Source organism: Ancylobacter sp. (genome assembly GCF_965229075.1).
Lineage (GTDB): Bacteria > Pseudomonadota > Alphaproteobacteria > Rhizobiales > Xanthobacteraceae > Ancylobacter.
The window spans coordinates 3479434-3499546 of sequence record NZ_CBDDIO010000002.1 but is presented as its reverse complement, the minus strand read 5'-3'; the positions used below and the strand labels follow the sequence as shown (position 1 = coordinate 3499546).

General features: G+C 69.0%; 19 protein-coding genes. 1 reads left to right on the top strand and 18 read right to left on the bottom strand.

Annotated features, from left to right (window positions below; translation table 11 throughout):
• Positions 1-8: 8 nt before the first annotated feature.
• The 4 genes from ACO07Z_RS22240 to yajC are packed head-to-tail and all read right to left on the bottom strand — an operon-like array spanning position 9 to position 3388.
• A complete protein-coding gene (locus ACO07Z_RS22240; protein ID WP_421700690.1) occupies positions 9-386 on the bottom strand; it encodes an Mth938-like domain-containing protein in 378 nt (125 codons plus the stop codon).
• Between the two features lie 31 nt (positions 387-417).
• Entirely contained in the window at positions 418-1383 is a 966-nt protein-coding gene (gene secF / locus ACO07Z_RS22235) for a protein translocase subunit SecF (RefSeq protein WP_244376379.1), read from the bottom strand.
• Between the two features lie 15 nt (positions 1384-1398).
• A complete protein-coding gene (secD, locus tag ACO07Z_RS22230; RefSeq protein ID WP_421700689.1) occupies positions 1399-2997 on the bottom strand; it encodes a protein translocase subunit SecD in 1599 nt (532 codons plus the stop codon).
• Positions 2998-3046: 49 nt separating this feature from the next.
• A complete protein-coding gene (gene yajC, locus ACO07Z_RS22225; protein WP_421700688.1) occupies positions 3047-3388 on the bottom strand; it encodes a preprotein translocase subunit YajC in 342 nt (113 codons plus the stop codon).
• A gap of 197 nt (positions 3389-3585) precedes the next feature.
• Here yajC and ACO07Z_RS22220 point away from each other — a divergent pair, with 197 nt between their 5' ends.
• Positions 3586-4482: an ATP-binding protein gene (locus ACO07Z_RS22220; RefSeq protein ID WP_421700687.1), complete on the top strand. Its 897-nt coding sequence runs from the start codon at positions 3586-3588 to the stop codon at positions 4480-4482.
• A gap of 91 nt (positions 4483-4573) precedes the next feature.
• On the opposite strand, the gene ACO07Z_RS22215 is transcribed toward ACO07Z_RS22220, so the two are convergent.
• The 14 genes from ACO07Z_RS22215 to ACO07Z_RS22150 all read right to left on the bottom strand — a co-directional run bounded on the left by ACO07Z_RS22215 (position 4574) and on the right by ACO07Z_RS22150 (position 20015).
• Positions 4574-5830, bottom strand: coding sequence for a peptidoglycan DD-metalloendopeptidase family protein (locus tag ACO07Z_RS22215; RefSeq protein ID WP_421700686.1), 1257 nt, complete (start codon positions 5828-5830; stop codon positions 4574-4576).
• Between the two features lie 108 nt (positions 5831-5938).
• Positions 5939-6595, bottom strand: a complete 657-nt coding sequence (locus tag ACO07Z_RS22210; RefSeq protein WP_244376375.1) for a protein-L-isoaspartate(D-aspartate) O-methyltransferase — start codon at positions 6593-6595, stop codon at positions 5939-5941.
• A 42-nt stretch (positions 6596-6637) separates the two neighbouring features.
• Complete coding sequence (gene surE, locus ACO07Z_RS22205) at positions 6638-7426, bottom strand: 5'/3'-nucleotidase SurE (protein ID WP_421700685.1); 789 nt, start codon at positions 7424-7426, stop codon at positions 6638-6640.
• Between the two features lie 130 nt (positions 7427-7556).
• The gene (gene serS / locus ACO07Z_RS22200; RefSeq protein WP_421700684.1) at positions 7557-8852 is read right to left on the bottom strand and encodes a serine--tRNA ligase; all 1296 of its coding nucleotides are present in this window, start codon (positions 8850-8852) and stop codon (positions 7557-7559) included.
• Between the two features lie 224 nt (positions 8853-9076).
• The gene (gene tatC / locus ACO07Z_RS22195) at positions 9077-9868 is read right to left on the bottom strand and encodes a twin-arginine translocase subunit TatC (RefSeq protein WP_421700683.1); all 792 of its coding nucleotides are present in this window, start codon (positions 9866-9868) and stop codon (positions 9077-9079) included.
• Complete coding sequence (tatB, locus tag ACO07Z_RS22190; RefSeq protein WP_421700682.1) at positions 9865-10854, bottom strand: Sec-independent protein translocase protein TatB; 990 nt, start codon at positions 10852-10854, stop codon at positions 9865-9867. The genes tatC and tatB overlap by 4 nt, the downstream gene beginning before the upstream one ends.
• Before the next feature lie 57 nt (positions 10855-10911).
• On the bottom strand, positions 10912-11136 hold the full coding sequence (locus tag ACO07Z_RS22185; RefSeq protein ID WP_421700681.1) for a twin-arginine translocase TatA/TatE family subunit: 225 nt from the start codon (positions 11134-11136) through the stop codon (positions 10912-10914).
• 67 nt (positions 11137-11203) lie between these two features.
• Positions 11204-12283 carry an ABC transporter ATP-binding protein gene (locus ACO07Z_RS22180; protein WP_421700863.1) on the bottom strand — a complete coding sequence of 360 codons (1080 nt, stop codon included), beginning with the start codon at positions 12281-12283 and terminating at the stop codon, positions 11204-11206.
• 34 nt (positions 12284-12317) lie between these two features.
• Entirely contained in the window at positions 12318-13034 is a 717-nt protein-coding gene (scpB, locus tag ACO07Z_RS22175) for an SMC-Scp complex subunit ScpB (protein WP_421700680.1), read from the bottom strand.
• Positions 13031-13837: a segregation and condensation protein A gene (locus ACO07Z_RS22170; RefSeq protein WP_421700679.1), complete on the bottom strand. Its 807-nt coding sequence runs from the start codon at positions 13835-13837 to the stop codon at positions 13031-13033. The genes scpB and ACO07Z_RS22170 overlap by 4 nt, the downstream gene beginning before the upstream one ends.
• A 19-nt stretch (positions 13838-13856) precedes the next feature.
• The gene (gene nagZ / locus ACO07Z_RS22165; RefSeq protein WP_421700678.1) at positions 13857-14885 is read right to left on the bottom strand and encodes a beta-N-acetylhexosaminidase; all 1029 of its coding nucleotides are present in this window, start codon (positions 14883-14885) and stop codon (positions 13857-13859) included.
• A 14-nt stretch (positions 14886-14899) separates the two neighbouring features.
• Positions 14900-16939, bottom strand: a complete 2040-nt coding sequence (locus tag ACO07Z_RS22160; protein WP_421700677.1) for an SPOR domain-containing protein — start codon at positions 16937-16939, stop codon at positions 14900-14902.
• 91 nt (positions 16940-17030) lie between these two features.
• Entirely contained in the window at positions 17031-18797 is a 1767-nt protein-coding gene (gene argS, locus ACO07Z_RS22155) for an arginine--tRNA ligase (RefSeq protein WP_421700676.1), read from the bottom strand.
• A gap of 45 nt (positions 18798-18842) precedes the next feature.
• Positions 18843-20015, bottom strand: a complete 1173-nt coding sequence (locus ACO07Z_RS22150; RefSeq protein ID WP_421700675.1) for a deoxyguanosinetriphosphate triphosphohydrolase — start codon at positions 20013-20015, stop codon at positions 18843-18845.
• Between the last annotated feature and the right edge of the window lie 98 nt (positions 20016-20113).

Sequence of the window (20113 nt, the reverse complement as noted above, 5' to 3'; positions counted from 1 at the left end):
GCCGCGCCTCAGGGCAGCGCGAGCAGCGCGGCGGCGACCGGGCGGCCTTCCGCCAGAAGCACATTATAGGTCGAGGCGGCCGACCGTGTAGGGAGGGTGTCGACCGAGAGCCCGGCATCGCGCAGCCGCCAGCGCAGCGCCTCCGGCAGCGGCCAGGGATCGACGCCGGTGCCGATCAGCAGCAATTGGAAGCTGCCCGCCTCGGCGAAGACGCGGGCGAGGGCCGCCTCGTCGATCTCGCGCGGCTCCTGCGGCGCCCAGGCATGGATGCCGGAGGGCAACGCGAGGATGGAGCCGGCCGAGGCCATGCCGGCGAAGTGGAACGCACCGCGCGCATAGCCGTCGATCGGCACCTGATACGGGAGATGGGCGTCGGGCGTCGCCATCAGCCGGCCTTCCCCTTGCGGACGCCCGCGCTCACGGCGCGAGGCGTTCCGCCTTGGTGTTGGCGCTCTTGGCTTCCTTCTCCGCCTTTTCCGCCATCGCGCGGGTGGAGACCCCGAGATAGATGAGCAGCGGCGAGGCGATGAAGATGGAGGTGTAGGTGCCGACCAGCACCACGCCGAACATCATCGTCACCGAGAAGGAATGGATCGCCCGGCCGCCGAACAGCACCAACGCCAGCAGCGCCAGCGTCACCGTCACATGGGTGATGACCGAGCGCGACAAGGTGGAGTTGATCGAGGCGTTGAGCAGTTCCTCGGTCGGCATCTTCTTGTAGCGCCGCAGCATTTCGCGGATGCGGTCGTAAATGACGATCGTGTCGTTCAGCGAATAGCCGAGAATGGTCAGCAGCGCGGCCACGCTGGTCAGGTCGAAGTCGATCTGGAAGATCGCCATGAACCCGATGGTGAGCACGATGTCGTGGAAGTTGGCGATGGAGGCGCCGAGGGCGAACTGCCACTCGAAGCGGAACCACAGGTAAACGAGGATGCAGAACACCGCCATCATCAGGCCGACGATGCCGTAGCTCAGCAATTCCTGCGAGACGCGCGGGCCGACCACTTCGACGCGGCGATATTCCACACCGTCGCCGAGCGCGGCCCGCACCTTGCCGACCACGGCCTGCTGCGCCTGCTCGCCGCCCGGCTGCTGGGCGACGCGGATCAGCACCTCGCCGTCATTGCCGATCTCCTGGATCTGCACCTCGCCAAGGTCCAGCGACTCAAGGCGGGAGCGGACATCGGAGATGTTCAGCGTGTTGTTGGCGTAGCGCACCTCAAGCAGCGTGCCGCCCTTGAAGTCGATGCCGAAGTTAAGGCCGAGCGTGAAGAACGCCACCAGCGCCACGATCGACAGCAGCGCCGAGATCGGGAAGCTGATCCGCCGGAAGCGGATGAAGTCGAAATTCGTGTCGTCCGGAACGATGCGGAGCAGACGCATGGAAGCTCGCCTTTCTCAGATCGGCACGCGCTGGGGGCGCTGCCAGCGCACCCACAGCGCCACCATAAGGCGGGTCAGCGTGAAGGCGGTGAACACGGTGGTGATGATGCCGATGCCGAAGGTGATGGCGAAGCCGCGCACCGGGCCGGAACCGACATAGAACAGCACTGCCGCCGCGATGAAGGTGGTGATGTTGGAGTCGAGGATGGTCGCCAAGGCGCGCGAGAAGCCCGCGTCGATGGCGGAGATCGCCGAGCGTCCCGCCCTCGCCTCCTCGCGGATGCGCTCATAGATCAGCACGTTGGAATCGACCGCGATGCCGACGGTGAGCACCACGCCGGCAATGCCGGGCAGGGTCAGTGTCGCCCCCAGCATGGCCAGCACGCCAAAGATCATGCCGACATTGATCGCGACCGCGATGTTGGCGATGACGCCGAACAGGCCATAGGTCGCCACCATGAACAGCGCCACCAGCGTCGCGCCGACAATGGAGGCGATGAGGCCGGCCCGGATCGAATCCGCGCCGAGGCCGGGGCCGACGGTGCGCTCTTCCACCACCTGCAGCGGCACCGGCAGCGCGCCGGCGCGCAGCAGGATGGCGAGATCATTCGCCTGCTGCACGGTGAAATTGCCGCTGATCTGGCCGGAACCGCCCATGATCGGCTCGCGGATGACCGGCGCCGAGATCACGTGGTTGTCGAGAATGATGGCGAAGGGCCGACCGACATTGGCCTGCGTCGCCTCGGCGAAGCGGCGGGCGCCGTTGGTGTTGAAGCGGAACGTTACCACCGGCTCGCGCGTGGTCGGGTCGAAGCTCGGCTGCGCGTCGGTGAGATCCTCGCCGGCGACCAGCACGCGCTGCTCGATCAGATAGGGAACCGGCGGGTTGTCCTGGGAATAGAGCACGTCGGTGCCGGCGGGGGGGCGCCCCTGCAGCGCCTGCTGCGCGCTCATCGTGTTGTCGACGAGGCGGAAGCTCAGCTGCGCAGTCTGGCCCAGCAGCGCCTTGAGGCGCGACGGGTCCTGCAGGCCGGGCACCTGCACCTGGATGCGGTCGGCACCCTGACGCTGGATCGACGGTTCGGTGGTGCCGAGCTGGTCGATACGCTTGCGGATGATCTCGATGGACTGCGACACCGCCTGGATGGTGCGCGACTGGATGCCCGCCGTCGTGGGCGAGAGCGAGATGGTGTTGCCATCGCGCGAGACATCGGTGTCGAGCTGGCCGCTGGTGGACATCGCGCCGCCGAGCGGCTGGGCAAGGCCCCGCAGCTGGGTCAGCGCCGCGTCGACATCCTGGCCGTCGCGGATGCGCACCTGCACCGCGTCGCCCTGAATGGCAAGGCCGGTGTAGCCAATCTTGGCATCACGAAGCACGCGACGGGCGTCGTCGCGCAGATGCTCAAGGCGGATCTTGCGCACGGACTGGGCGTCGACCTGCAGGACGATGTAGGACCCGCCCTGAAGGTCGAGGCCCAGCACGATCTTGCGCTGGAGGACGTGCGGCAGGCTGTCATAGGCGGATTGCGACAACAGGCTCGGCACGGCCATCAGACAGATGATGGCCGAGACCGCCAGGATCGCGAACGCCTTCCATTTCGAGAAGTAAAGCATGGGGTTCCTTCCGGCCGCGCGAACGGCTACGGCCGCAAGAGGTCAGCGCTCAGGACTCGGTTTCTTCCTTGGCCGGCTCGCCCTTGGCGCGAACCTCGGAGATCATGCCACGCAGCTGGCGGATCTTCACGCCTTCGGAAAGCTGCAGCTCGATCTCGCTGTCGTCGATCACCCGGGCCACCTTGCCGATGAGACCGCCCGAGGTGACGACCGTGTCGCCGCGACGGATGCTCTTCACCATTTCCTGATGCGCCTTCACCTTCTTCTGCTGCGGACGCAGAATCAGGAAGTACATGATCACGAAAATCAGCACGAAGGGCAGCAGCGACATCAGCATGTCGGTACCGCCGGCGGCGGGGGCGGCCTGCGCATAGGCGGGCGTAATCAACATGTCGGTTCCTTGTCCGTCGATCGAAGGCGGGCGAAAGGCCCGGCGAAGCGGCGCGGACTATACTGAGGCGCCCGGCGATTGCAAACGCCCTCACCGCACTGTGCGCGGCATCCGGCGGGCAAAGCGTACCCGGCGTTACGGTTCTTCTTGTCCCCCGGCGCGGCACGGACTATTCCCCCTCGCGGAGGAGCCCCACCATGACGCACACACCGGATGATCTCGGCGCCGTTCTCACCCGCATTGCCGAGGCGCTCGAACGCATCGCCCCCGCCCGGCCGGCCACGGCGGATTTCTCCGCGGCCGACGCCTTCATCTGGCACGCCGACGAGCGCCGGCTTGAGGCCGTGCCGCGTGTCAGCCGGGTGGAGATGGACCTGCTCAAGGGCATCGAGCGCACCCGCGACCTGCTGCTCGACAACACGCTGCGCTTCGCCCGGGACCTGCCGGCCAACAATGCGCTGCTGTGGGGCGCGCGCGGCATGGGCAAGAGCTCGCTGGTGAAGGCCGCCCACGCCTCCGTGAATGCCGAGATGGCCCGCGAGGGCAAGCCGCCGCTCAAGCTGGTGGAAATCCACCGTGAGGATATCGAGACCCTGCCGGCGCTGATGAGCCTGGTGCGGCCGGCGCCGTTCCGATTCGTCATCTTCTGCGACGACCTGTCCTTCGACGCCGACGACACCTCCTACAAGTCGCTGAAAGCGGTACTGGAGGGCGGCATCGAAGGGCGGCCGGAGAATGTGATCTTCTACGCCACTTCAAACCGCCGCCATATCCTGGCGCGCGAGATGGTGGAGAACGAGCGCTCGACGGCGATCAATCCCGGCGAGGCGGTGGAAGAAAAGGTCTCGCTCTCCGACCGTTTCGGCCTGTGGCTCGGCTTCCACAAATGCAGCCAGGACGATTATCTCGCGATGATCGACAGCTATGTCGCGCATTTCGCGATTCCCATCGCGCCGGAGACGCTGCGGCAGGAAGCGCTGGAATGGTCCACCACGCGCGGGGCGCGTTCGGGGCGGACGGCCTGGCAATATGTGCAGGATGTCGCGGGGCGGCTGGGCGTGGCCCTGACAGAACCGCCGGCCGCCCCGCGCTGACCGGCGCCAAGGTCCAAACGTCGCGCCGGAAACGAATGGCGGAGCACTGCGGCTCCGCCATGAAATCTTCTCTTGGGAGAGAGGCGGCGGCTCAGAGGCCGGCGAGGTACTGCGACGGGTCGACCGGCTGCGAGCCCTTGCGGATCTCGAAATGCAGCTGCGGCGAGGAGACATTGCCGGTCTGGCCGGCCTTGGCGATCACCTGGCCGCGCTTGACCGTATCGCCCTTCTTCACGTCCAGCGCGCTGTTATTGGCATAGGCGGTCACCCAGCCATCGGCGTGCTTGATGAGGACGAGATTGCCATAACCCTTCAGCTCGCTGCCGGCATAGGCGACGACGCCGTCCTCGGCGGCCTTCACCGCCGTGCCTTCCGGCACCGAGATGTTGATGCCCTCATTCTGCTGGCCGCCCGGCTTCGGCCCGAAGCCGGAGATGACGCGCCCGCGCACCGGCCAGCGGAACTGCGGACCCGCAGCGGCGGTGCGGATTTCGTCCGGCGTCTCGGAGGGCTTGACGGCGGCGATCGTCTGCGGCTTCGGCGCCGCAGCCTGGGCGACCGGCGCGGGAGTGGCAGCAGGCGCGGCCGGCGCGGTGGCGACGACGGGCGTCGGCTTCGGCGCCGCCGGCGTGGCAGCGGGCTTCGGCGCGGCGGCGATCACCGCCCCGCCCGAGGCACCCGGAATGGTCAGCTTCTGGCCGATGCGCACCATCGTGTTGAAGTCGATGCCATTGGCATTGGCGAGCTCGGTGCGCGTCAGGCCGTAATTGCGGGCGATGGAGCTCAGCGTCTCGCCCGGTGCCACCACATGCGAACCGCCGGACGCCGCGACCTGCGGGGTGCGGACGGGGGCCGGCGTGGCGGCGGCGAGAGGCTGCGGCTGGCTGCCATAGAGCGGCTGCGTGCCGCCATAGCCCGGCTGGGCAGGGACGGGGGAAGAGAGATGCGTCGGGGCCGCCGCAACCTGCGTGGAAGCCGGCTGCGCGGGCGCACCATAAGGGGCGGTCGCCACCGGGGCGCCATAGGCCGGGGCGCCGTAGGGGGACTGCGCGCCATAGGGGGCCGGCGCGGCGCCGGGCGCGGGGTATGCGCTCGCCGTCTGCTGAACCGGGGCCAGCGGCACTCCATTGCCGGGCGCCGCCGCCATGGGCGCGCTCTGCACCGCGCCGGTCGGCGCGGCGACGACGGAGCCGGTGTACGTCGGCTGCGAGGCGAAGGGATTGCTGTTCGGATTGGCGCTGAACCGGGCGGAATCGGCACTGCACGCGGCCATTCCCGCTGCCATCAGAGCGACGGCGGAAATCCGCATGAGGGGACCGGCACCGGACACCTTCAGAAACTTACGCATCGCACCCCACCCGAACGCTGGACTCGGGATGATTAATGCGGCGTACAGGTAAACAGCCGCTTAAGCCGACCCGTACACATCAGGAAAAATGGCGGATTCCCGGCATTCTCAGAGCACTACCGCGACACCCGCGAGCATCGGCACGAAGCGCACGCGCGCCAGTTCGCGGGTCTCCAGCCCCTGCAGTCCACGCCGGTAGCGCATGAGAGTCTGCGTCGCCTCGGGCGGCCCGACAGGGGCCACCAGAATGCCCCCCATGGCCAGTTGCTCGAACAGCGCCGGGGGCACTTCCTCCACGGCGGCGGTGAGGATGATGCGGTCGAACGGCGCGCGCTGGGGAGCCCCCTCGCGCCCGTCGGCCACCAGTACCTCGACATTGGCATAGCCGAGCGCGGCCAGCCGCCGCGCCGCCGAGTCCGCCAGCGTGCGGAAGCGCTCCAGCGTCACCACATGGCCGGCGATGCTGGCGAGGATGGCGGCCTGGTAGCCGGAGCCGGTGCCGATCTCCAGCACGCTATGGGAAGGGCCGAGTTCCAGCGCCTCGGTCATCAGCGCCACCACGGTGGGCTGGCTGATGGTCTGGCCACAATCGAGCGGCAGAGCGAGGTCGCGCCAGGCGATGGGGCGGAAGGCCGGCTCGACGAAGCGCTCGCGCGGCACCTGTTCCATGGCGCGCATCACCTGCCACTCGCGCATCCCGCGCTTGCGCAGTGCCAGCAGCAATTCGGCGCGCTGCAGATCCTCGCTTATCTCGGCGCCGCTCACGGGCGACCTCCCCTGCCCTGCCCGGAACGCCGGGCCTCCGGCTCAGCGCGGCTTCGCGGTCGCCGAGGGCTTGGCGAAGACCTGAGCCAGTCGCGTCATCATCGGCTCGTCGGTCATGTCGAGGCGCAGCGGCGTGACGGAAATGCAGCCCTCGTCGAGCGCGTGCAGGTCCGAGCCGTTGACCGTGTCGAAGATACGCTTCTCGAAGGCGATCCAGAAATAGGGGTTTCCCCTTCCGTCATTACGCGCGTCGATGCGCAGCAAATCCTGGTCGCGCCGGCCCTGCGCGGTGACGGCGATGCCGCGCACCTCGTCCACCGGGCGGTTGGGGAAGTTCACATTGACCACGATGCCGGGCGGAATGCCCTCTTCCAGCAGCGTGCGCACCACCTGCGGGCCCCAATGCTCGGCGACATCATAGGGCGGCGCCTTGCGGGTCTCGAAGCCATAGGCCTGCGACAGGGCGATGGAGGGGATGCCGAGCACCGTGCCTTCCATCGCGCCGGCCACCGTGCCGGAATAGCCGACATCCTCGGCCACGTTCTGGCCGCGATTGACGCCGGAGAGCACGAGATCGGGCTTGTGGTCGGCGAGGAGGTGCCGCACCGCCATGATGACGCAATCGGTGGGGGTGCCCTTCACCGCGAAGCGCTTCTCCTCCACCTGCCGCAGCCGCAGCGGATCGGACAGGGAGAGCGAATGCGACACGCCGGACTGGTCGGTTTCCGGCGCCACCACCCACACATCGTCGGACAGCGCCCGGGCAATGCGGGCGCAGGCGTCTAGCCCCGGCGCGTGGATGCCGTCGTCATTCGTCACCAGGATGCGCATCTGTCCTCGCTTGTTAAGTTCGACGTCATCCCGGCAGAAGCGAAGCGCAGAGCCGAGATCTTTCTCCATTTGCACGCGATCCCGGATATCGCCTGACGGCGTTTCCGGGATGACGCCGCACGCGGCCGGTTCAGGCGCGCTCGATCCGCGTCAGCCCGCCCATATAGGGCACCAGCACGTCCGGCACCGTGACGGAGCCGTCCTCGTTCTGGTAATTTTCCAGGATCGCCACCATCGCCCGGCCGACCGCGACGCCCGAACCGTTGAGCGTGTGCAGGTAGCGCGGCGCCTTGGCGCCCGCCGGGCGGTAGCGCGCATTCATCCGCCGCGCCTGGAAATCAGTGCAGGTGGAGCAGGAGGAAATCTCGCGGAAGGCGTTCTGGCCGGGCAGCCAGACCTCGATGTCATAGGTCTTGGCCGAGGCGAAGCCCATGTCGCCGGTGCAGAGCGTGACCACGCGAAAATGCAGGCCGAGCTTCTTCAGCACCGCCTGCGCACAGGCGAGCATGCGCTCATGCTCGTCCGCCGACTGTTCCGGCGTGGTGATGGAGACCATCTCCACCTTGTTGAACTGGTGCTGGCGGATCATGCCGCGCGTATCGCGCCCCGCCGACCCCGCCTCGGCGCGGAAGCAGGGGGTGAGCGCGGTGAAGCGCAGCGGCAGCTCTTCCTCGGAGAGGATGGACTGGGCGACGAGATTGGTCAGCGGCACTTCGGCGGTGGGGATGAGCCAGAAGTCCTCACCGGCGCGGAACTGATCCTCGCGGAACTTCGGCAGCTGGGCGGTGCCGAACATGGCCTCGTCCTTGACCAGCACCGGCGGCGCCACTTCCGTGTAGCCGTGTTCCTCGGTGTGGGTGTTGATGAAGAACTGGCCGATGGCGCGCTCCAGCCGCGCCAGCTTGTTCTTCAGCACCACGAAGCGCGCGCCGGAGAGCTTTGCCGCCGCCTCGAAATCCATCTGGCCGAGGCCTTCGCCGATCTCGAAATGCTGCTTCGGCACGAAGGGGAAGCCGATCTTCTGCCCGACGAGGGCGATCTCGACATTGTCGTGCTCGTCCTTGCCCTCGGGCACCACGTCCAGCGGCACGTTGGGAATGGCGGCGAGCCGGTTGTGCAGGTCGGTCTCGGCCGCCTTCACCTGCTCTTCCAGTGCGGGAATGTCGGTCTTCAGCGCGCCGACCTCGGCCATCAGCGCCTCGGCGCGGTCGTTTTCGCCCGCCTTCTTGGCCGCGCCGATCTCCTTGGAGGCGGCGTTGCGGCGGGCCTGCAGCTCTTCCAGCTTCACGATGCCGGAACGGCGGGTCTCGTCGAGGGCGATCAGCCCCTCGACCAGCGCCTGCGCTTCCGAGGCATCGGTGCCGCGCCGCACCAGCGCGTTGACGAGCCCGTTCGGCTCTTCGCGGATCCACTTGATGTCGTGCATGGCAGTCTCGCCTTCAAACGCCGCTCCCGGCCTCGCGCCGGAACGGGAGGGACGTAGCCAATCGGGAAGGCGGGGACAAGTGCGGCGTGGCGAAAGCGCGTGGGGGCGTGCGTGCTTCGAGGCTCGCTTCGCTCGCACCTCAGCATGACGGGGCCGCGCCATGCCGGAGCAACGTCATCCTGAGGTGCCCGGCAAAGCCGGGCCTCGAAGGATGCCGCTTGGGATCACACGGCCGCGTCGGCCGCCGCTTCTGCCGCGCGCTTCTTCTTCTCGACCATACGCACCAGGAAGACCGAGACCTCGTAGAGCAGCAGGGTCGGGATGGCGAGGGCGAACTGGCTCACCACGTCGGGCGGCGTCAGCACCGCCGCGAGGATGAACACGCCGACAATGGCGTAGCGCCGCGCCTTCTTCAGCTGGTCCGACGTGACCACGCCGATCTGCGCCAGCAGCGTGAGGATCACCGGAAGCTGGAAGCAAATGCCGAAGGCGAAGATCAGCGTCATGATGAGCGAGAGATACTCGCTCACCTGCGGCAGCATGGAGATTTCCGGCGAGCCCGGCCCCGCCATCTGCTGCATGGAGAGGAAATAGGTCATCGCCAGCGGCATGGCGACGAAATAGACGAAGGCCGCGCCGATGAGGAAGCACACCGGCGTCGCGATCAGATAGGGCCGGAAGGCGTTCTTCTCGTGGCTGTAGAGCCCCGGCGCGACGAACATGTAGATCTGCGTCGCCACGATGGGGAAGGAGATGAACGCCGCCCCGAACATGCCGAGCTTGATCTGGGTGAACAGGAATTCCTGCGGCGCGGTGTAGATGAGCTTCACATGCTCGGTGCCGCCGGCCGCGAATTCATAGGGCCAGAGCAGGATGTTGTAGATGAACTTGCCCAGCATGAAGCAGCCGAAGAACGCGATGAAGAACGCGATCAGCGACTTGATCAGGCGGGCGCGCAGCTCGATCAGATGTTCGATCAGCGGCGCCTTGGAGGCGTCGATGTCTTCCTGGCTCATGTGGCCGGCCCTTCATTGCCGGAGGCCGGCTTGACCTTGACGCGCGGTTTGGCCGGCCGCTTGGCGGCGGGTGCGGCGGCGGGCTGATCGAGCGAGGAGACGGCCTCGAACAGTCCCGGCTCGGCCACTTCGGCGACGGCGGCCGGCTTGCGGGGACGGCGGGTAGCGGGCTTCGGCGCCGCGTCCACCGGTGGCGGGTCGGTCGGGACCGCGTCCTCCGGAGGTACAGCCGCCTTCGCCGCAGACGTGCGCACGCGCTTCGGCTTAGGCGCCGCAGGCACGGCGGCGGGAGCGACCTCGGTGTCCTTTGCAGGCTCAGCCGCCGTCTGCGGACGCGGGGCCGCAGGAGCGGCCGCGATGGGAGCGGGCGCCGCAGGCGACGCTGCTGCCGGAGCGGCCGGGGCCGATGCCGATGGCACCGCCGGGGCGGGTGCGCCCGGCGTCGCGGCGGGCGGGGTCGCGGCCGGTGCAGGGGTCGCAGCCGTCACCGGCGCGGCGGATGCAACAGGTGCGGTAGACGGTGCGACGGGCGCCACGGCGTCAAGCCCGGCCGCCGCGCTGCGTACCTCGTCCTCCACCGTCTCGAACGGGTGGGGCTCAAGGTCACCGGGCGCGGGCAGCGCCGTCTCGGCCGTGTCGGCGGGCGGCAGGCTGCTGCCGGCTTCAACGCTGCCGGTCGGCGCCTTCAGCTCGGTTTCGATGTCCTGCAGCGGATTGGTCGGCAGCGCCTTGGCAAGCGACTCGCGCGCATTGCTGGCGAGGCCGGAAAGATCGTTGCGCAGCCCGCTGACGCTGTCCTTGAGGTCGGAAAGCTCCGCCTCACGCAGCGCCTCGTTGAACTGTCCCTGGAACTCGCCCGCCATATGGCGCAGCTTGCGCACGCCCTGCCCCATGGTGCGGAGCACGCGCGGCAACTCCTTCGGCCCGATCACCACAAGGGCGACCACGCCGATGACGAGAAATTCCGACCAGCCGATATCAAGCATACATCATGCGGGGCCGCGAAACGCGACCCTCCCCGATCGAGAAGCCGAGGCCGGAAATCAGCCGACCTTGGTCCGCTCGGCTTCCACCTTCGGCTGGTGATCGAGCGAGCGCGCCGGCTCGCCGGGCTTGGCCGCCGTGTCGTCGTCGTCCGCCATGCCCTTCTTGAACGCCTTGATGCCCTTGGCGGCATCGCCCATCAGCTCGGACAGCTTACCGCGACCGAAGAGGAGGAGCACGACCACCAGCACGATGATCCAGTGCCAGATGCTGAGAGAACCCATCACAAAACTCCCTTGCCCGAAGCGCCGCCGGCCCCTTGCAGCCGCGCATCGCAATTCAACCCGGACACTAGGGCCGGCCCGTGGCGAAGACAAGAACCTCGGCCGGCTCGATGTTCACTCCGACGTCATGCCCACGTAATAGGCCGGCGGTCGGGCGGCGGCGTGCGACCAATGGCCGGTCCAGCCCCTCCACCGCCACCTCGTAAAGGTCGAGTTCGCCGAGGAAGCGGTGATGGACGATTCGCCCCCTGACGCCGGAGCCGGGCGCCTTCAGCTCGACACCCTGCGGGCGGATGGCCACTGTGGCCGCCTCCCCCTCGGCAAGGCCGGGAGCGGGGAAACTGCCGAGCGGCGTGTCCACCCGACCTTGGCGCACCACGCCCTCCACCTCATTGATTTCGCAAAAGAAACGCGCCACTTCGAGATCGGCGGGATGGCGGTAGAGTTCTTCTGGCGCGCCGACCTGAACCAGCTGCCCCTTGCGCATCAGCGCGATGCGGTCGCCGAGCCGCATCGCCTCTTCCGGGTCGTGGGTGACGATGATGCAGGTGGCGCGGGCATCGCGCAGAACCTTCAGCGTTTCGCTACGCACACTGCCCCGAAGCCGACTGTCGAGGCCGGAGAACGGTTCGTCCATAAGGAGAATGCCGGGGCGCGGCACGAGCGCGCGGGCGAGCGCCACGCGCTGCTGCTCGCCGCCCGACAAAGCATGTGGATAGTTTTCCGCGTAAGCCGCAAGGCGCACCCGTTCCAGCGCCCGCATCGCCTCGTCATGCGCCCCGGAAGGGCCCAGACGGCGCAGGCCGAAGGCGACGTTTTCCACATTTGTGAGGTGGGGGAACAGCGCATAGTCCTGGAACACCAGCCCGATGGCGCGCTTTTCCGGCGGCACGAACGCGTCGGGACCAGCCACCACCTGCCGGTCGAGCAGGATTCGCCCGTGGCTCGGCCGCTCGATGCCGGCGATCAGCCGCAGCAGCGTGGTCTTGCCGCAGCCGGACTGGCCGAGCAGGCAGAGGATTTCGCCCGGCTCCACGGTGAGGCTGACGCCGCGCACCGCTTCCACCTCGCCATAGCCATGACGCACCTCCTCCAGCACCAGCCGGCTGGCGAGCGAGACCGGCGTGCGAGAGGGTTGGGACGGCATGGCGCTACCTGATTCTGTCAGCATGGGGGCTCTTTCAGTCGTCCGGATCGTCGTCGCCATCCGGCTCGTGCGCGAAGGACAGCTCGAATTCCGGCTCCAGCGGGTCTTCGTCGTCCTTCAGGTCGGGCGCGTCGCTGGGCAGCGGCACGGTGAGGCCGGCGGCGACGCGCGAATCGATCATCCCGGTGCCGCGCAACTCATCGAGGCCCGGCAGGTCCTGGATGGTGTCGAGGCCATAATGCACGAGGAAGGTCTCGGTGGTGCCATAGGTCACCGGCCGCCCGGGGCTGCGCCGCCGCCCGCGGAGCCGCACCCAGCCGGCGGCGAGCAGCACGTCGAGCGTGCCCTTGTTGGTGGAAACGCCGCGAATTTCCTCGATCTCGGCGCGGGTGACGGGCTGGTGATAGGCGATGATCGCCAGCGTCTCCAGCGCCGCGCGCGAGAGCCGGCGCGGCTCCGGCTTGTCGCGGGCGAGCAGGAAGCCGAGATCGGGCGCCGTGCGCAGCATCCATTTGCCGGCCACCCGCGCGAGATTGAAGCCGCGGTCGGCATAGTCGGCAGAAAGAGTGGCGAGCAGCGCCCGCACATCCGCACCCTCGGGCAGGCGTGCGGCCATGGTCGCTTCGTCCAGCGGCTCGCCGGCGGCAAACAGCATGGCTTCGAGCAGGCGCAGGTCCGGATCGCGTCCCGGCACGCGCGGCGCCTCTTCCGCCGGCTCCGGTACGGGGCTGCGGGCCGCCTCGGCGCTCATGCGCCCTCCTCCGGCGCGTCGCGCCGGCTGCGGATCCAGATCGGCGCGAAGCTCTCCTCCTGCTGCACGTCGATCAGCCCTTCGCGCACCATTTCCAGCGTCGCCGAGAAGCCGGAGGCGAGCGCGGTCGCGCGCATCTTGGGATCGGCGATCCAGTTGAGCAGGAAACCGTCGAGCCGCGACCATTCGCCATGCAGCGCCAGCCGCCCCAGGAGCCGCTCCAGCCGCTCGCGCGCCTCGGCCAGCGAGATCACGCTGCGCGGCGGAAAGCGAACCTGCGACAGCGCCATCTTCTGGCGTTGGGCTCCGTAAGCGGCGAGCAGATCATAGAGCGTCGCCTCATAGACGATGGGACCGGCCGCCTGCAGCGGCTCTGGCGCCCCGCGCGTGAAAACCTCGTGGCCAACACGGTCGCGGGTGGCGAGATGCGCGGCGGCGGCGCGTATCTGCTCCAGCCGGCGCAGCCGCTCGGCGAGATCGGCGGCGAGATCGGACGCGCTCGGCCCCTCCTCCTTCGGCGGGTCGGGAAGCAGCAGGCGCGATTTGAGATAGGCGAGCCAGGCCGCCATGACGAGATAGTCGGCCGCCAGTTCCAGCCGGATACGGCGCGCCTCCTCGACGAAATGCAGATACTGCTCGGCAAGCTGGAGGATGGAGATGCGGTGCAGGTCCACCTTCTGCGTGCGCGCCAGCGCCAGCAGCAGGTCGAGCGGCCCTTCGAAGCCGTCGACATCCACCACCAGAGCGGGCTCGCCCGCCTGGCGCGCGGCGTCGGCATCGAAGGAGAACTGGCTTTGGACCATCAGGAACCGCGAACGACGTTCAGGACGCCGCGATCATAGCCGAAAAACGCGTCCGTGCCTCATCCAGGGCGATTTCCTCCGGCGCCGCCAGACGTGCGAGCGCGCCCGCGCAGCGCCGGGCCGCCTCGCCCGCGAGCAGCGGCGAGCGAGAGGCCACTTCGGTCATCTCGTCCAGCCGGCCATTGCAGTGCAGCGCGAGGTCGCAGCCGGCGGCGAAGGACGCCTCGGCGCGGTGCGCGAGCGACCCCGCCAGAGCGCCCATGGAGAGATCGTCGCTCATCAGGGCGCCGTCGAAGCCGATATGGCCGCGGATGATCTCGGCGATCACCATGGGTGAGGTCGTCGCCGGGCGGTCGGGGTCGATGGCGGCATAGACGACATGCGCCGTCATGCCAAGCGGCAGGTCGGCAAGCGCGCGGAACGGGGCGAAATCGGTCGCTTCCAGCTCGGCACGGGAGGTCTCGACCACCGGCAGGCTCTCATGGCTGTCGGCACGGGCGCGGCCATGGCCGGGAATGTGCTTGAGCACCGGGAGCACGCCACCGCTCATCAGCCCTTCGGCCGCCGCGCGGGCGAGATGCGCCACCTGCGGCGGCGTCGCGCCATAGGCGCGGTCGCCGATGATGCCATGGCCTTCGGGCAGGCGCAGATCGGCGCAGGGCACGCAATCGACGGTGATGCCGAGCGCCGCGAGATCGGCCGCCATCAGCCGGGCGCCGAGCCGGGCGGCCTCGGCCGCACCGTCCGTGTCACCCGCCTCGGCGCGGCGCGCGAACACGTCCGCCGGCGGATAGGCCGGCCAGTGCGGTGGGGCGAGGCGTTGAACCCGCCCACCTTCCTGGTCAATCAGCACCGGCGCGTCGGGGCGGCCCACGGTGGCACGAAACGCGGCGACAAGCGCCGCCACCTGGGCGGGGCTCTCGACATTGCGGCGGAACAGGATCAGCCCCCACGGCGCCGCCTCCTCCAGGAAGGCGACCTCATCAGGGGTGAGCACGGTGCCGGCGCAGCCGGTGATGAAGGCGCGCGGCGCGGGCGAGGCGGTCATGAGGTTCCGGCGGCTCAGTTGCGGGTGACCATGCAGGTCGTGCCCTGGGCGCGCAGGGCTTCGCACAGGCTCACCGCGCCGTCACGCGAGCTGAAATTGCCCACCTGTGCCCGGTAATAGATGCCCTTGTCGCCGAGATCGGCCCGCTTGGTGCTGAACGGCTGGCCGCGCAGCAGATCGGCGTAGCGGGTCTGCGCGCTGCGCCAGGTCGCCTGCGCTTCGGCCTCGGAGCGAACCGAGGCGATCTGCACGACATAGGCACCCGCAGGCACCGACGACGTGCTCGACGTCGCCGCAGGCGCCGCAGCTGTACGGGCGGGCGGCGCGGCCGGCGCGGGGGCCGCCGCGCGTGGGGCGGCAGCCGGGGCCGGCGCGGGCGCCGCGTCCGCGGGCATGTTCTCGACGATGGAGGGCGTCGCGGCGAGCGGCGTGGGCGAGGTCGGCACAGTGCCGCCCGCGCCCATGTTCAGCGCCACGGGATTGCCGGCGGGAGCGGCCGAAGCGCCGGGGGGCACCGGCGCGGCCGGGGCCGGCACCTCCACCACCGTGCCATCGGCGCGGACGGTGAGGGTGCGCACGCGCTTGGGTTCGCCGGAGCCGGGCTGCGAGGCATTGGACGGCGAGGTCTGGATGACGCGCGGCTGCGGCTGCGCCGCCTGCGACACGTCGACCGGCTGCTCCTCGCTCGATACCACCTGCTCATTGCCGGTGGTGGCGCCACCGACGCGGTCATAGATCAGCTTTTGGCCATCGGCGCTCTGTTCCGCCGCCGCCGGCTGGTTGGGAACCACCTTGTTCGGCCCCTGATCGGCGCGGATGACCGGCGGAGCGCCGGCGACAGTGGAGGTCGAGCGGCCGGACATCAGGCTATAGCCGATGGCGGCGGCACCGATGAACACCACCACGGCCCCGCCGATCATCAGCAGGCGCTTGCGGTCGAGGCCCTTGGGCGCCAGTTCCTCCGGCGCATAATCGTCATAGGCGTCGGCCTCCGCCGGGTAGTCGCCAGCGGAACGCCCGTAATCATAAGCATCCTCGTCGAGATCGACCGGGTGCTGAGGGCTGGCGGGACGGCCTTGGGCCGCCGAGCCGGCCGGCGGCGCCGCGGGGGCCGGCGCATCGACGGCGCGAGCCGCGGCCGTGGCGCGGGTCATCCAGGCCGGAATACGGGTGTCGGCGGCCTCATCCCCGCTGCCCGCCGAAGGAGCCGCTGCAGCCTGCGCGGCCGCCTCGCGACGGGCACTCTCCTGACGCGCAGCCTGCTGGCGCGCAGCCTCCTGACGGGCCGCGTCCTGACGTGCCGCATCTTGGCGTGCCGCATCCTGGCGCACGGCTTCCTGCCGCAGCGCCTCACGGCGCATCGCTTCCTGACGGGCGGCCTCCTGACGCGCGGCTTCCTGACGTGCCGCTTCCTGGCGGCCAAGATCAGGACGGGAAGCCTCCGGGCGCGAAGCCTCTTGGCGAACGGCATCCTGGCGCAGCGCTTCTTGACGCAGCGCTTCCTGGCGCGCCATGTCCGCCGCCGTCATCGGGCGCGGCGAGGGAGCACGCGCCGCCTCGGGTCGGGGAGCTTCGGGCCGGGTCGGCAGCGGCCGCTGCGGCGCCGCGGGGGCCGCATTCGGGGCAGGCATGCGGCGGCCAGCCTCGGTCACCTGCGGACGCGGCGGGACATAGGGCGCGCGCGGATCGGGCCGCTCGCCACGGGCCGGTTCGCGATGGGCGTCGGGCGCCTGATACTCCGAACCCGGACGCGGCGGCGCTCCACGCGACACGCCCTCACCATAGACCTCTGCCGCCAGCGCGGCGAAGGAACCGGGGGCGGGACGCGCTTCATCGGTGGGACGGCGCGCCGTCAGCGGCGGACGGGTGGGCGGGGGGGACATGGGCCGGCCCGAAGGGGCGGCCGGGGGCTGGGGCGGGGTGGCCGTCCGCGCGGGCGGCGACTGGCGCAGCAGCTCGGCGAAATCGTCCTCCTGGGCCATCAGACGCGCAAGTTCGGCAAGCGGGTCCTCGGCGCCGTTTTCCGGCCGGTCACGCATGTTCTCATTGCCCATCTTCAGAACCTGTTCGCCACGTTCAACACCAGGACCGCCCATCGGGCGGCATCACGGGAGCGGCAGGTCGAACGAACCGTCGCGAACGCGCTCACCGCATTTCTTCGGGAGCATCGACTCCAAGAATGGAAAGTCCTGAAGCGATGATCAGCGCGACGGCGTGCACCAAAGCCAGCCGCGCATAGGTCAACTCTCGATCATCTTCGATAATGAAGCGTAAATGAGGCAGATCCTTTCCGCGATTCCACTGTCCGTGCAGGGCGCTGGCGAGATCGTAGAGATAAAAGGCGAGCCGGTGCGGCTCGCGCGCCGGGGCCGCCTGCTCGATCAGGCGCGGATAATTGGCGATGAGGCGGGCGAGGCCGACTTCCCCTTCATCGTCGAGACGCGACAGCGCCGCGCCGGCGAAATCGGCCGGCGCCGACGGCAGGTCGGCGAAAGCCTGCGCCGCGTTGCGCAGGATCGAGCAGGCCCGGGCATGCGCGTACTGCACATAGAACACCGGATTATCGCGCGACTGCTCGATCACTCTGGCCAGATCGAAGTCGAGCACCGCGTCGTTCTTGCGGTTGATCATCATGAACCGCACCGCGTCGCGGCCGACCTCGTCGACCACGTCGCGCAGGGTGACGAAGTCGCCGGAGCGCTTCGACATCTTCACCGGCTCGCCATTGCGCAGCAGCCGCACCAGCTGGCACAGCTCGACATCAAGGCTGGCTTCGCCGTCGGAGGCGGCTTTCACCGCCGCCTGCATGCGCTTGACATAGCCGCCATGGTCGGCGCCCCAGATGTCGATCATCCGCTTGAAGCCGCGATCGAACTTGTCCTTGTGATAGGCGATGTCGGCGGCGAAATACGTATAGGCGCCGTCCGACTTCATCAGCGGACGGTCGACATCGTCGCCGAACTGCGTGGCGCGGAACAGCGTCTGCTCGCGGTCCTCCCAGTCCTCCACCGGCTGGCCCTTGGGCGGCGCCAGGCGCCCCTCATAGACGAGATCGCGCGCCCGCAGCGTTTCCAGCAGCCGGTCGATGATGCTCGGCGCGCCGTCCGGCCGGGCATGCAGCGTCCGCTCGGAGAAGAACGTCTCGTGATGGATGTTGAGGGCAGCGAGATCGGCGCGGATCATCGCCATCATCGCGTCGATGGCGACGGCGCGCACCGCCGGCAGCCATTCCTCTTCCGGCTTGTCGAGCAGCGTGCGGCCGTATTTCGTCACCAGCGCCTTGCCGACGGGGACGAGATAATCGCCGGGATAGAGCCCCTCGGGAATGCTGATCGTCTCGCCCAGCGCCTCGCGGTAGCGCAGGAAGGCGGAGCGGGCGAGCACATCCACCTGCGCTCCTGCGTCGTTGATGTAATATTCCCGCGTTACCTTCCAGCCGGCAAAGGCCAGCAGATTGGCCAGCGCGTCGCCGAAGACGGCGCCGCGGCAATGGCCGACATGCATCGGGCCAGTGGGGTTGGCCGAGACATATTCGACATTGATCGGCTGGCCGCCACCCACCTGCGAGCGGCCGTAGTCACGGCCCTGAACCAGCACGGCAGCGAGCACCTGCGGCCAGTAGGAACCGTCCAGCGTCAGATTGATGAAGCCCGGGCCGGCCACGTCCACCTTCGCGACACCGGGCAGCGCGGCGAGCTTGGCCGAAAGCTTCTCCGCGAGGTCGCGCGGCTTCAGCCCGGCCTCCTTGGCGAGCACCATCGCCGCATTGGTGGAGAGGTCGCCATGGGAGGCGTCGCGCGGCGGCTCCACGACAACGCGCGCCGTATCGACCCCGGCGGGCACCACCCCTTCGCGCGCGAGCCCGGCAAGGGCGTCGCGGACGTGATCGGCGAACAGGGCGAAAAGGTTCATGACGGAAGACTCCCGGCGCGGCCAGACCCAAAGGGGCCGCTGCCGCTACCGCAGTTCCGGTGCCCTGTCAAAGAGCCGGGCATGCTCGGCGAGGGCGTAGCGGTCGGTCTGGCCGGCGAGAAAATCGGCGATCCGCCGGGCGCGTGCCACCTCGCTGCGGCCCTCGACACTGGCCCGCCACTCCTCCGGCAGGGCGGCAGTATCGGCCATGTAGCGGGCGAACAAGTCACGCACCACCGCCCCGGCCGCGTCCATCGCCGCCATCACCCGGGGGTGGCGGTACATGCGCGGAAACAGGAACGCCTTGATCGCCTTTTCCGCCGCCGCCGTCTCCCCTGAGAATCCCACCACGGCATGACCGAGCCGGCGCAGGGCGTCGGCGTCGGCGGGCTGCGCGAGGGCGATCCGCCGACGGCTCTCGGCGACCACGTCGCCGATCAGCACGGTGATCATCCGCCGTCCCAGCTCATGAAAAAGCCGGGCGCGGTCGAGATTCGGCCAGTTGGCGCGGATATCCGTGAGGATCGACCCGACCAGTGGCAGCTCGGCCAGTTCGTCGAGACCGAACAGGCCGGCGCGCAGCCCGTCATCGAGGTCGTGCACGTCATAGGCGATGTCGTCGGCAAGGGCAGCGACCTGCGCCTCGGCGGAAGGCCAGCTCCACAGCCAGAGGTCCTGCCGCTCGGCATGCACCTCGATGGCGTGCGGCAGCGGCGCGCGCTGGGGGCCGTTGTGCTTGACGATGCCCTCATGCGCCTCCCAGCACAGGTTCAGACCGTCGAAATCGGGGTAGCGGTTCTCCAGCCGCGTCACCACGCGCAGCGACTGCGCATTGTGATCGAAGCCGCCATAGGCCGCCATGCAGGCGTCGAGCACGCGCTCGCCTGCATGGGCGAAGGGCGGATGACCGAGATCATGCGCCAGCGCCAGTGCCTCGCTCAGATCCTCATCAAGGCCGAGCGCCCGCGCCACCGAGCGCGCGACCTGCACCACTTCCAGCGTGTGGGTCAGCCTCGTGCGGTAATGGTCGCCCTCGTGATAGGAGAACACCTGCGTCTTGTAGGCCAGCCGGCGGAAGGCGCTGGAATGGATGATGCGGTCGGCATCGCGGCGGAAGGCGCTGCGCGCGTCGCCGCCGGCCTCGGGGTAGAGGCGTCCCCGGCTTTCCTCAGCCTTCGACGCCCATGGCGCCCGCGGCTGCGCCCCGGCCACCGCCATGCGCGTCTCTCCTGCCCGTTCTGCGAGAAGCCCCCTTTGACTCGGGGGCGGCAGCACTTAACTATCCGGGCAGGTCATATTCAACGGGAAGTGTGCGA